Origin of the sequence: Microcoleus sp. (assembly GCF_041354475.1) — a bacterium.
Classification (GTDB): Bacteria; Cyanobacteriota; Cyanobacteriia; order Cyanobacteriales; family Microcoleaceae; genus Microcoleus.
Window position 1 is genome coordinate 76,620 of sequence record NZ_JBGJZU010000016.1, and the last position, 14,371, is coordinate 90,990.

Sequence of the window (14,371 nt, forward strand, 5' to 3'; positions counted from 1 at the left end):
ATAGGTAATTACCAATTACCTATTCAGCAAACAGTTCAAATAAGCTGGTCAAGACTACCAAGTGGAACTATCAAGTGAGATGATTATCGTCCTTGGCCAGTCAGCTTTCTAGTAAATATACTGATGAAATAATTGAGATTGTAAAGTATAAATATAAAATAGCGATCGCTCTAAAAATTTCATGGCAAAACCACTTTTTCCGAAAGTTATTTTTGGAGACTTACTAATAAAATGATCCGTCATGCAGCTTAAAGACTTGCCAACTCTAGAGCGAGCTATCGATCGTCACCCCATAACTGTAGCACCTCAAACATCACTCCTCGATGTTCTGCGCTTGATGGGGCAAGTAGATGGCGAGGATAGTTTCTGGTTCCCACAAGCAACGGTTATTGAGAGTGGCGATGAACCAGAAAGTAACCAGAGGATGTCACTTTTACACAATGGTTGCGTTTTGGTAGTGGAGGAGTCCTCCAATCATCGCACAACATCTCTGGCAGGAATTTTCACTGCTAGAGATGCTATGTGTCTGGCGGCGTCGGGTATAACTTGCTTAAGCCCGATCAAAATCGCTGATGTGATGAGACAGCCCCAAGTGGTTTTCAAGCTGTCGGAAGCTCAAGATATTTTTACGCCATTATTGATATTTCGCCAACATCAAATTTCCTATCTGCCGATTGTAGACGATCGCGATCGACTCTTGGGGATAGTTACTCCCGAAAGTATCCTGGAAAATCTCCAAAGCGCTAATCTCCTCAAATTAGGCACTGTCGCAGAAGTCATGAAAACTCAAATCCTGAGCGTACCCAGACATACCTCCGTACTTAAAACTGCTCAGTTGATGGTAGAAAATCTCGCAAGTTGGGCGCTAATTACCGACAATCTGAGAGAGGGAGTAGAGTACGAAGTGGCAGAAATTTCCCGCATCATTCCCGCAGGTATCGTCACAGAACATAAAATTTTACAAGCACAAGCTCTCGGCATAGATTTAGCACAAACCCATGCTTCAGCTATTATGAGAAGGCTGGGAACTCACCTCAACCCAGAAGATTCCCTGTGGCGTGCTTGTCAGCAAATGCAGCAAGAGCAAATGCAGCCCCTATTAGTATCTCATTTTCGCGAAAATGTCCATGATACTCTGTTAGGAATCGTCGCCCAGGTAGACTTATTGGGTTTGTTGGAACCAGCCCAAATTTATAAAGGACTAAAACGCGCACAGCAATCTATTCGTCAACTACAAATCGAAAATACTGAATTGCTACGCAGTCGTAATGCAGAACTAGAAACCCAGGTAGAGCAGCGTACTGCTGAACTCCAAGCAGCACTGACAAAGGTTGAACAACAAGCAAAACAGGCTGCACTCATTAACCAAATTGTTCAGGTGATGCGAGATACGATGGTTGTCGATAAAATCTTGCAGACGACGGTAGATCAGTTGCATGAATCCCTGAATGTCAGTCGCTGCCTAATTTTGGAAGAAAACAGCTCCGAAGAAATTTACATTACCTACTTTAGTGAAGCTACCCCAGAAGCAGAACAATTACTGGGAATGCGCTGTCCGATATTGAACAACTACAAACAGCAATTAATTGACAGCCATCAAGTTGCGTTTGGCAAAATTGACGACTCTTTAACGCCAGAGTTGCAAGCAGTTGCCCATCAGTTTAGTGTTCATGCTATGTTGATTACACCGCTACTATATCAACAACAGTTCCTGGGTGCGATTTGTCTGCACCAGTGCGATCGCGAACGGGAATGGACTGATTCCGAATTAGAATTTGTCAAGACAATTTCTACTCATTGTGCCATCGCCATTCATCAAGCCAAACTTTATCAACAACTACAAACTGAACTTGCCGAACGAGAGCGCGCCGAAGCAGCCCTGCAATCACAAAAAGAATTTCTGCGGAATGTCATCGACACCAGCCCCCACGCCATTTTTGTTAAAGATTGTAATGGAACATATGTTTTAGTTAATCAATTTATTGCCGAACTCTTAGGGACAACAGTAGAAAATTTGACTGGCAAAAAAGATGCCGAATTTATTGATGACCATGCACAAGTTGAGAGATTTTTGGCTGATGTTCGAGAAATTACCAGTACCTTAGAACCCAAATTTTTTTTAGAAGAAACTATTACCACGCCGACGGGAGAAATTCGGTACTTTCAAATAGTCAAAAAACCTCTGTTATCTGCCGATGGTACCAGTTGTCAAATCCTTGGTGTCGCTACGGATATTACCGATCGCAAATTAGCCGAACAAGCCCTACGGGAGAGCGAACAACTCTTCCGCTTAATGGCAGATACAGCCCCAGTATTTATCTGGATGTCAGGTACTGATAGTCGGCGGAATTTTTTTAATCAAGGCTGGTTAGATTTTACAGGTAGAACTTTAGAACAACAACTAGATAACAGTTGGACTACTGCTGTCCATCCCGATGATTTGCATCAGTGTTTAGATATCTATCTATCCTCTTTTAACACCAGTCAAAAATTCCTGATGGAATACCGTCTCAGGAATGCTGATGGAGAGTTTCGTTGGATTTTAGATAGAGGCGTGCCTCGGTTTACGCCCAGTGGCGATTTTGCAGGTTACATTGGCTCCTGTGTTGATATCACCGAGCGTAAAGTTGCTGAAGAGTCCCTGCAACAAGCCAAAGAGCAATTACAAGCGGTATTGGATGCCGTACCTGGATTTATTTCTTGGATTGATGCTGATGGGAAATACCTTGGTGTTAACCGACATCTGGCTGACAGCTTTAACTTGATGCCCAAGGATTTTATTGGCAAAGAACTCGGTTTTATGCAAAATAGCCCCCTGTTTACAGAATTTATGATTCAGTTTATTGGTAGTTCTAATGTGGAGGCTTCCCAAGTTATTGAATCACAAATTGATGGTCGAACGCGATATTACTTACTCGCCGCTCACAAATATCAACAAGAAACGGCAGCGGTGTGCGTCGGGATTGATATTACAGAACGCAAACAAGCAGAAGAATCCCTACGGGAGAGCCAGATAAAATTGAGTGCTATCTTCAATAATACATTTCAGTTTACTGGCTTGTTGCAATTAGATGGTACTGTGGTGGAAGCAAACCAGACGGTACTAGATTTCGGTGGCTTACAGTTAGCTGATGTGGTTGGGCTTCCCTTGTGGGAAACTCGCTGGTGGACAATTTCCACCGCGACTCAAGAACGTTTAAAAAGTGCGATCGCCTACGCTGCATCTGGTAACTTTATCCGTTATGAAGTTGATGTTTGGGGTGTGGGTAATACAATAGCCACTATTGACTTCTCCATCAAGCCAATGAAAGACGAGGCGGGAGAAGTGGTAATGCTGATTGCTGAAGGTCGCGATATTACTGAATTAAAGCAGGCGCAGAACGATCGCGATCGCTTTTTCAATAATTCGATGGATCTAATGGCGATCGCCGAATTCAACGGTTGTTTTAAGCTAGTCAACCCAGCTTGCACAGAAATCCTTGGTTATACCAAAAACCAATTAGAAGGTCAAAATTTTATTGAATTCATTCACCCCGATGACTTACAAACCGTCCACCATGTATGGGCTCAAGAAAAAAACACTGGTCATGCAGTGCGGGATTTGGAAATTCGCTATCGTTGTTTGAATGGTACTTACAAGTGGCTCTCTTGGAACAGCATTCCTTTCCCAGAAGAAGGTATCAGCTATGGCTTTGCTCGCGATATTACTGCTCGCAAAGCTGCTGAAAAAGCCTGGGAACTACTCAATGAAGAGCTGGAAAACAAAGTCGAGGAACGTACAGCTCAGTTAAGGACAGCCAACCAGCAATTACACCAAGAAATTAGGGAGCGCCAGCAATTTGAGGCAGCCTTGAGAGCCAGTCAAGAGCAGCTACAAGCCATTCTTGATAACTCCCCAGCGGTGATTTATGTAGTAGACATTCAAAACAGATATATCCTGGTTAATCACAAATTTGAAAATTTGTTTGGAGTTACCACAAAACAACTGATTGGTCAAAGCATTTACACTCAATTTTCCCAAAAAATAGCCGATTATTTTGCTGAGAAAAATCGCCTAGTAATTGAAAGCGAACAGCCCATAAAAAGCGAAGAAACTATACGTTTGAAGGATGGAATACACACTTATATTACCATCAAATTTCCCCTCAAAGATGCCCAGGGAGTTACCTATGCCGTTTGTGGTATTTCTACAGATATTACCGATCGCCAAATTGCCGAAGAAACCCTGCGACGACAATTAGCTGCTGTAGAAGCCGCAACAGATGGGATTGCAATTCTGAATGCCCAAGGTGAATACATCTACTTGAACGCTTCCCACAACCAAATATTTGGATACGACAGCAGCAGTAGCCTGCTAGGTAAAACTTGGCGCGAACTCTACTCTCAAGAAGAAATTGAACGATTCGATCGTGAAATATTTCCCCTATTTTCGCAAACAGGAAAATGGCAAGGAGAAGCAATTGGTAAAAGACGGGATGGTACAAAAATTGCCCAGGAAATTTCTCTGACATTAATTGAAGAAGGAGGAATTATTTGTGTTTGCCGCGATATTAGCCAACGCAAAGTTGCTGAAGAAACCTCAAGAATTAGAGACCGGGCGATTACTGCTAGTAGCAATGGTATTATTATCTCCGATGCGAGGCTCCCTGATAATCCATTAATCTACGTAAACCCCGCTTTTGAGCGCATAACTGGTTATTCTGCGGCCGAAGCGATCGGACGCAACTGCCGTTTTCTGCAAGGAACAGAAACCAACCAACCGGGGTTAGATCAACTCAGTACCGCTATCAAAGAACAGAAAAATTGTGTAGTTATTTTACGAAATTATCGCAAAGATGGTACTATGTTCTGGAATGAGTTAAGCATTTCTCCCATTTACGATGCCCAGGAAAATCTCACTCATTACATAGGTATTCAAACAGATATCACCGATCGCAAACTTGCCGAAAAAGCCCTATGGGCGACCCAAGACAGATTAAAATACTTACTTTCTTGTAGTCCAGCGGTAATCTACAGTACCAAATCTGCGGGAGATTACTGCCCTACCTTTATTAGCGAAAATATCACCTCACTTGTGGGCTATGAAGCGCGAGAATTCCTAGCAGATTCTAGTTTCTGGAACCGTCACATTCACCCAGAAGATGCCCCCCGCGTCTCGGTAAATCTACAATCACTAATCGAGCAAGGTTCCAACATTCAGGAATACCGCTTTCTCCACCAAGATGGTACTTACCGCTGGCTATACAATCAAACCAAGCTAGTACGAGACGTGGAGGGTAAGCCACGGGAAATAGTTGGTTATTTAGCAGATATTAGCGATCGCAAACAAGCAGAGTCAGAGCGATCGCGCTTGGTAGCAATTCTAGAAGCCAGCACCGACTTTGTAGGTATGTCCGATATTAAAGGCAACATACTCTGGAACAACAACCAGATGAAACAACTCATGGGAATTCCCACAAATCAGGAACTCTTGCAGTCTGATATTCCCCAATATCACCCCCAATGGGCACTGGAAATTATCCAAAATCAAGGCCTCCCCTCTGCCACCCACAACGGAGTTTGGGTTGGTGAAACAGCTTTATTAAGAAAGGATGGGACGGAAATGCCCGTTTCCCAAATGATCATCGCCCACAAGTCACCCACCGGAATAGTAGAGTTTTATTCCACTTTGATGCGCGATATCACAGCCCTCAAGCAAGCTGAAACAGCCTTGCAACAAGCTAAAGATCAATTGCAAGCTGTATTAGATGCCGTACCTGGATCGGTTTCTTGGATTGGTTCCGATCTACGATACCTTGGGGTTAACCAACACCTTGCTGGCACTTTTAACCTATCCCCAGATGCTTTTGTTGGTCAAGATATTGGCTTTCTCAAAAACAGTGCTAACTTTGCTGAATTTATGCGTAAATTTATGATTTTACCAGGGACCGCCACCAGTCAAATCATTGATTTAAAAATTGACAATTCTACCCGCAATTACTTGGTAGTCGCCCAGAAATATCAGCAAGGAGCAGCCGCAGTTTCCGTGGGAATTGATATTACAGACCGCAAACTTGCCGAAAGCAAACTCCTAGCATCACTCAAAGATAAAGAAGTCTTGCTTAAAGAAATTCATCATCGAGTCAAAAACAACTTGCAGATAATTTCTAGTCTCCTAAAATTGCAATCGGGGTATATCAAAGATCGAGAAGCATTAACTATGTTTATTGACAGCTACAACCGGGTCCGATCGATGGCACTGATTCACGAAAAGCTCTACCAATCTCAAACTTTGGCAAAGATTGATGCTGCGGACTACATCCGCAATTTAACCGCTAATTTATTCCAGTCTTATACAGTAACAGACACCCAAATTCAATTGCACGTAGAAATCGATCGAATAGAATTAGATATTGATACGGCTATTCCTTGTGGTCTCATCGTCAATGAACTTGTGTCTAATTGTTTAAAATATGCTTTTTTAGGTAAAATAAATGGCCATATTCACATTAAATTTGTCTATCATCACTCCCCTGAATTCCTCTTGATGGTGAGGGACGATGGAGTAGGATTACCATCAGATTTTAACATTGAAGAAAGTGACTCTTTGGGGCTACAACTGGTTTCTAATTTGTCAGAACAACTGGGAGGTGAATTGCAAATATTTAGTGAAGCTGGCACTTGTTTTCAGATTACTTTCGATCTACCCAAGCCGCGAAATTAAAATATTCTAAATTTTGGCTAATGACCACTTAAATTAAATGTAATCGTCAATATCGCTCTTAAAAATAGCTGAACATAATCCTATGATCGATCGTGTCAATAAAAAAAAATCCAGTCTAGATTCGTCGCTGTGGCGAAAAAAATTAATCAAACTATTTGCTAGGATTCACCAAACAACTCAGCGGGTATTTACTGTGCGATCGCTACCCATGATAGTGGCGGTGAGTATTTGTGCGATTACTATGGTTCTGTCGCACACTCTACTGACAAACGATCGCCACTCTATTGAAAAAGCAATTAACTTAGAAGCAACCAATACCAAAATCCTGATCGCCCACGAGGTACAAGAGCAAATATCCGGGCTAGTTAACATGGCTAAGCAGTGGGAAAAATTAGGAAAGCCCTCCAAAGAAATATGGGAAGCTCAAGCAGCATTTTATCTGGAGAGCTGCAAAAGTTGCCAAGCCATACAATGGGTAGACCCCTCCTTCAATGTATCCTGGAGTCTACCAGTTGTAGGCGATCGAACCGAGCCAAACTTCAACTTGGAACTCAAGCAGCAGATAGCACAAGCAATTGCCACCAAAGAACGGAAAGTAATAGTCAGCCATAGCATTAATCTCAAGCAGGGGGGCAAGGGATTTTTGGTATACGTTCCGATTGTCAGGAAAGACAAATTTGCAGGTTTTATTGTTGGTATTTTTAGATTTAAGGAATTATTTGATATTTTATTTGACTCATTAAAATTAAGTTCGGAAGTTACTTACGCGGTGTCAATTTATGATAGAAATGAAACAATTTATAGCTCGATAGTCGAGCGAAATTTAGCAGCGAATAGCTGGTCAAAAACCACCAGGATACAACTGTATAACATAGCATGGCAAATCCAGGTTTTTCCGCTGCACAACTCCCTAATTCAAAAACAATCTCCTCTTCCAATAGTCATATTATTTGGCGGATTTTTGATGGCTGGGCTGGTAGCATGGACAGTCTATCTAACTCAACTTTCGCGACGGCGGGCACAGACATTTGAGAGGGTGAATCAGAGACTAGGAAAAGAAATTTCTCAGCGTCAGCGGGTAGAAGAAAGACTAAAAGAAACCACTCGCTTGCAGCGGGCAATTTTGGACAGCGCCAACTACACAATCATTTCTACAGATGTCAACGGCACTATTCTTACTTTCAATCCAACGGCAGAACGATTGTTGCGATATAATGCTTCTGAAGTAGTTGGAAAAACCACCCCTCTGCTCTTCCACAACTTTAAGGAAATATCCAAGCACGCTGAAGATTTGTCCCAAGAATTGGGAGTGATGATTGAGCCTGGATTTGAAGTTTTTGTAACGAGAGCCCTCCTGGGAAAAATTGAGGAGAGTGAATGGACTTACATTACCAAAAATATTACAGATACAGCCCAAATTAGCATACCCTCAGATATTACTAATTTCTTAGAAAATGACAACCGTTCCTATTTTCCTGTGCTGCTGTCCGTGACAGCTTTGCGCGACTTAGAAGCTAATATTACCGGATTTTTGTTTATCGGCAGTGACATTACTCAGAGAAAGCAAGCCGAGGCATCCTTGCAGCGCCAACGCGAGTTGTTAGAAGTAACCCTTGCTAGTATCGGTGATGCTGTGATTGCTACTGACAAACTAGCTAATATTACCTTCATCAATCCTTGGGCAGAAGTGCTGACGGGATGGCCGGCACAGGAAGCTTTAGGACGACAAATTGACCAAGTATTTTGCATGATTGACGAGCGATCGCGACAAGAGGTCAAAAGTCCTGTCCAACAGGTATTGCAAACCAAAGTTGCCTTTGAATTAAGCGATCGCACTCTTTTGCGACCCCGATCTGGTCAAGAAATACCCATCGACCAAAACTGCACCCCCATTTTCCGCAATACTGGTTCACTTTACGGAGCAGTATTAGTATTTCGCAATACCACCGTCCGACGACAAGCAGAAAACGCTCTGCGAGAAGCAGAAGCCAAATATCGCAACATCTTTGAAAACGCTGTAGAAGGCATTTTTCAAACCACCTTCGATGGTCAATTTATCAATGTCAATCCAGCCCTAGTCGCCATCTATGGCTATGAATCAGCAGCCGATTTGATGCAAAATATTACTAATATTAAAACACAAGTTTATGTCGATCCCAACCGTCGCGACGAATTTGTCAGCTTGATGCAGCAGCACGATGCTGTGTTTCGGTTTGAGTCGCAAATTTATCGTCAAGACGGCACGAAAATCTGGATTTCGGAAAATGCTCGCATCGTCCGCGACTCCGAGGGTCAACCGCTTTATTATGAAGGCAGTGTGGAAGATATCAGCCAGCGCAAACAAGTCGAAGCAGCATTACTAGAAAGTCAAGAACGCTGGCAGTTAGCAGTGCGCGGCAACAATGACGGTATTTGGGATTGGAATGTCAAAACCAATCAAACCTTTTTCTCCCCTCGGTGGAAAGAAATGATAGGTTATCAAGACCACGAAATTGCCAATCATTTTAGCGAATGGGAAAAACGAATACATCCAGAGGATGTTCCCCGCACTATGCAAACAGTTAAAGAGCATTTTGCTCAGCAAACACCTTTTTATATCATAGAACACCGCATTCTCTGCAAAGATGGTACATACAAATGGATTTTGGCCAGAGGTCAGGCGATTTGGGATGAAGCAGGAAACCCCGTGCGGATGACCGGTTCCCATACAGATATCACTCTCGCCAAGCAAGCTGAGTCAGCCCTCAAAGAAAGCGAAGAATGGTTCCGCAATTTAGTAGAAACTAGCAGCGATTGGGTTTGGGAAGTAGATGCCAACGACTTCTATACTTATGCCAGTCCCAAAGTACGCGAGCTCTTAGGTTATGAACCTGAAGAACTGCTAGGCAAAACTCCCTTTGACTTGATGCCTCCCGAAGAATTAGCACGGGTTGCTAACTTTTTTTATGCCATTGCAGCAGCGCAAGAACCCTTTAATTGTGTGGAAAATACCAATCTTCACAAAAACGGTCATTTAGTTGTACTCGAAAGCAGTGGCGTTCCCATCTTCAATGCCGATGGCACCTTTCGGGGTTATCGTGGCATGGATCGAGATATTACCGATCGCAAACAGTCAGATTTCCAGCTAAGAGCCTCCCTGAAAGAGAAAGAAGTGCTCCTGAAAGAAATTCACCACCGAGTTAAAAACAACTTGCAAGTGATTTCCAGCCTGCTGAAACTGCAAGCCGGATATATCGACGATGAAAACGTGCAAAGCCTGTTTACAGAAAGTTACAATCGTGTCCGTTCCATGGCACTGATTCACGAAAAACTCTATCAAACCTCTAATTTAGCCAAAATTGAGGCTGGTGACTATATTCGCAACTTAGTAGATAATTTATTTCGTTCTTACAACATTTCTACACAAAAAATTGACTTGTGCTTAAAAGTTGATAAAATTTTGCTGGATGTCGATACGGCAGTTCCTTGTGGATTAATCATCAATGAAATAGTTTCTAATGCCCTCAAGTATGCTTTTACCCATCAAAAATGTGGAGAGATATCTATTCATTTTATCAAAAAAGACAGCGACTATCTCTTGCTGTCCATCAAAGACAACGGTACGGGACTGCCTCCCGATTTTAATTTAGAAGAATCGGAATCCCTAGGTTTGCAGTTAGTTGTTAATTTAACTGAACAATTAGAAGGAACCCTCACCTATGGGAGCAATGGCGGAACTTGTTTTCAAATTTTATTTAAACAGGTAATCAGGGGTGATACCAAATCTTGGTGAAAAAATCCTATTTATTGAGACATACCGAGGGGTAGAGCCAGAAATTAACTCGCCACCGAAAAGGGGGTAGCTTTCCCCGGATTTTAGCTAAGAACCATAACAAAATGAAAAAAAAATAAGGGTTGTATGTTAATCTCAAAAGTAAGGAATTTGAGGTTAACATAAAAATGTATAAGTAAAAATTAAATTCATCTAAAAATCACTCACCGGATAATCTCAGGATAAAAATACAATGGACCAAACGACGATTATGGTAGTCGAAGATGAAACTATTATTGGTATGGACATTAGAAACAGCTTAAAAAAGTTGGGTTATTCTGTGCCACCGGTAATCGCTACTGGAGAAAAAGCCATCGAAAAAGCCAAACAGCTTCAGCCAAATCTAATTTTGATGGATATTATGTTGAAAGGCTCCATAGATGGAGTACAGGCTGCCGCAGAAATTAGAAAAAGGTTCAATTTGCCGATCGTCTATTTAACAGCCAATACAGATCCGATTACTTTGCAGCGAGCCAAGGAGACACAGCCTTTTGGTTATATCATCAAGCCCTTTGAAGAAAAAGATTTACACACCACGATTGAGATTGCTCTGGCTAGGTGTAAAGCCGAAACAGAAATTCGTCGCTCTCTGGAAAAAGAAAAGGAACTCAATGAGCTTAAATCTCGTTTTATCACCATGACTTCCCACGAATTCCGCACTCCGTTGACGGCAATTCTGGGTTCGGCAGAGTTGTTAGAACATTACGGTAATAAATGGACTCACGAAAAACAACTTACCTATCTCCACCGCATTCAAAATAGCGTTCAGCACCTAGTTCACCTATTGGATGACGTGCTATTAATCGGTCAAGCAGAAGCGGGAAAACTAGATTTTTATCCCTTACCATTGGATCTGACCGAATTTTGCAGTAGCTTAGTGGAAGAGTTGGAACTGAGTGCTGGCAGCCAGTATACAATTTCTTTTCAAGTATTAGGCGAATCTACTCCTGCTTGTATGGATGAAAAACTGCTGCGACATATCCTCAGCAATTTGCTCTCGAATGCTGTCAAGTATTCGCCAACCGGCGGTATTATAGAATTCGACCTCGCTTTTGAGGGTAAACAAGCAAGATTTGAGGTCAAAGATCGAGGAATTGGCATTCCCCCAGAAGATTTACAAGAACTGTTCGATCTGTTTTATCGAGCTAAAAATGTGGGTAAAATCTCTGGAACTGGGTTAGGACTAGCAATTGTCAAAAAGGCGGTAGATTTACACGGCGGTGAGATATCCGTCACCAGTGAAATAGGAGTAGGTACTTCATTTACAGTTCAACTTCCCTTAAATAAAGAAATTTAAACCTATGACAAAAATTTTGGTGATTGAAGATGAAAACAATATTCGAGAAATCCTGATAGAAATACTCAATGCTGAGGATTTTGATACTACAGGGGCAGAAAATGGTCGCATTGGGGTAGAATTAGCACAAGAAATTATACCCGATTTAATTATTTGCGATGTCATGATGCCAGAACTAGACGGTTATGGTGTGATTGCTAATTTGCGGAAAAATCCTGCAACTGAGACAATTCCTTTCATTTTCCTCACGGCAAAATCTAGCAAACATGATTTACGTCAAGGCATGGAATTGGGAGCAGATGATTATCTCACTAAACCATTTACCAGAGAAGAATTGTTAGCCACTATCTCTACTAGATTACAAAAAAAGATGGCTACAGAGCAACGATTTGAAGCAAATTTAAATAATTTGCGTAGCAGCATTAACCAGTCCCTTCCTCACGAACTCCGAACGCCTCTGAATGGAATTTTGGTTTCTGCTGATTTGATTTTGGATAAACGTAATTTGCTGGAAGTCTCGGAAATTAGAGAGATGGTGGGCTATATCAAAATTTCTGGTCAACGCTTGTATAGACTGATTCAAAATTATTTGCTATATGCAGAAATGAATTTGGTAGCACTAGATCCAGACCGACTAAAATTGATGCGGAGCCACCAAACTTTCTCGGCTAAAGCAGTGATTAATTATCAAGGGGTCGAACAAGCAAAAAAAGTCGATCGCGAAAATGATTTGCATTTGGAAATAGAAGACGCCACCATTGTGATGTCAGAAGGCCGTTTCGCAAAACTGGTGGAAGAATTGATCGATAATGCCCTAAAATTTTCTGCACCAGGAACTCCTATTGAGGCGATCGGCACCACTAGCGATGGGATGTTTACTTTGCGCATCACCGATCGCGGAAGGGGTATGACCCTCGCTCAGATTTCCTCCCTGGGAGCCTATACGCAATTTGAGCGCAAACTTTACGAACAACAAGGCTGTGGATTAGGACTGGCGATCGCTAAATCTCTAGCAGAGCTGCATGGAGGAGGACTAACGATCACAAGTATACCTGGTGAAACCACAACAGTTAAAGTTGTTCTGCCGACAGTTCCCCGTATCGATCTAGAGGGAGAGTTGGAGAATGGAGAAATTAGTGAGCCACCAAAAAGGGAGTAGTTTTCCACGGATGTGGCATCACCAATCAGCAATCCAAACTAATGAATCACTGCTTCTTTAACTAGGAGCCACTGCATTAAATCTTGCCACTCCGGAGACTTAGCTAATAAATCTGCATCCAATTCATTGCCAGAATTTTGATAAAATTCTGTGAAACATTCCGCCCAATCAATGACTGTTTCCACGGGTAAATAAGGAGTATAATTCCAAGAACGCTGCAAAAACTGTACCATCTCCACGGGATGACCAGTGCGGTGCAAATACCAAGCAATCCAAACTAAGGTACTGTACTTAATTTGCTTTTCCAGCAAACGTATTTTATCTGGCAATTCAGGGCTGGCAAAAAAATTGTCCATTACCGCTGCGAGGGATTTAGCCTGGGGTAAACCTTTGTACATGGCACTTTGTTCGTGCTGGCGGTAGCAAACAGTTATTTGGCGCAGCCAATCTGCTTCGCATCCCATTAAAGCCAAGCGCAGCACTAAATCTGTATCTTCCGCCGGTGGAAATCGCGGATCGAAGCCACCAGCGAGCTCTAACCAATGGCGGCGAAATATCATCGCGCTGGGCAATACTGGCTTCCACCGGAGCCACATTTCTAAGTCTAATTTAGGCACATTTTGCCAGGGTTTGACATCTTGAAGTGGCTCGCCTATACTATTAACTAAGCGCCAGCCACTGTGCACTATTCCTAAATTTGGTTGTGCAGCAAACACCGCCATTTGTGAGGCTAATTTGGCGGGAAGAAAGAAGTCATCTGCATCTAAAAAAGCGACAAATTCTCCTCGCGCTAACTTGATGCCGTGATTTCTGGCAAGGGAAACTCCTTGATTCTGTTGATAAACATAGCGAATTCGACGATCGCCATATTTCTCTAAAACTAATCTGGTATCATCTTTGGAGCCGTCGTCAACCACAATAATTTCCCAGTCAGTATAGGTTTGGCTCACAACACTATCGACTGCTTGACCGATGTAAGCAGCGCAATTGTAGGCAGGAATTACCACGCTGACTTGTGGGGGGTTCGCCAAATCCCTCGTAACATCACTCATATAGCAGAAGGAAGAAGGAAGAAGGAAGAAGGAAGAAGGAAGAAGGAAGAAGGAAGAAGGAAGAAGTCATATCGTTTCCGGCTGCATCGGAATGATTTAACCTTACTAGAACGCAGAGAACACAGAGGGAGATAAGAGAGATGAATAATTCCGATGTTACCGGATTTGATATCACCCCCCCCAGCCCCCCCCAAGGGGGGAAATTCAGGAATCAGGAAGAAGTCACCCCCCCCAGCCCCCCCCAAGGGGGGAAATTCAGGAATCAGGAAGAAGTCACCCCCCCCAGCCCCCCCCAAGGGGGGAAATTCAGGAATCAGGAAGAAGTCACCCCCCCCAGCCCCCCCCAAGG

Annotated in this window: 6 protein-coding genes; 5 read left to right on the forward strand and 1 reads right to left on the reverse strand. The window is 42.7% G+C overall.

Annotated features, from left to right (window positions below):
• Positions 1-241 precede the first annotated feature (241 nt).
• The 4 genes from ACBR23_RS09090 (at position 242) to ACBR23_RS09105 (ending at position 12,970) form a co-directional block, all read left to right on the forward strand.
• Positions 242-6,703, forward strand: coding sequence for a PAS domain S-box protein (locus ACBR23_RS09090; protein ID WP_371118403.1), 6,462 nt, complete (start codon positions 242-244; stop codon positions 6,701-6,703).
• A gap of 82 nt (positions 6,704-6,785) precedes the next feature.
• Positions 6,786-10,475 (forward strand): PAS domain S-box protein, encoded by a 3,690-nt coding sequence (locus ACBR23_RS09095; RefSeq protein ID WP_371118404.1) that lies wholly within the window; start codon positions 6,786-6,788, stop codon positions 10,473-10,475.
• A 232-nt stretch (positions 10,476-10,707) separates the two neighbouring features.
• The gene (locus tag ACBR23_RS09100; RefSeq protein ID WP_341738252.1) at positions 10,708-11,811 is read left to right on the forward strand and encodes an ATP-binding protein; all 1,104 of its coding nucleotides are present in this window, start codon (positions 10,708-10,710) and stop codon (positions 11,809-11,811) included.
• Positions 11,812-11,815: 4 nt separating this feature from the next.
• On the forward strand, positions 11,816-12,970 hold the full coding sequence (locus ACBR23_RS09105; RefSeq protein WP_371116581.1) for a response regulator: 1,155 nt from the start codon (positions 11,816-11,818) through the stop codon (positions 12,968-12,970).
• Positions 12,971-13,008: 38 nt separating this feature from the next.
• On the opposite strand, the gene ACBR23_RS09110 is transcribed toward ACBR23_RS09105, so the two are convergent.
• A complete protein-coding gene (locus ACBR23_RS09110; RefSeq protein WP_371116582.1) occupies positions 13,009-14,022 on the reverse strand; it encodes a glycosyltransferase family 2 protein in 1,014 nt (337 codons plus the stop codon).
• A gap of 140 nt (positions 14,023-14,162) precedes the next feature.
• On the opposite strand from ACBR23_RS09110, the gene ACBR23_RS09115 reads away from it, so the two are divergent.
• A partial coding sequence (locus ACBR23_RS09115; protein ID WP_371118405.1) for a hypothetical protein occupies positions 14,163-14,371 on the forward strand: 209 nt, incomplete at its 3' end.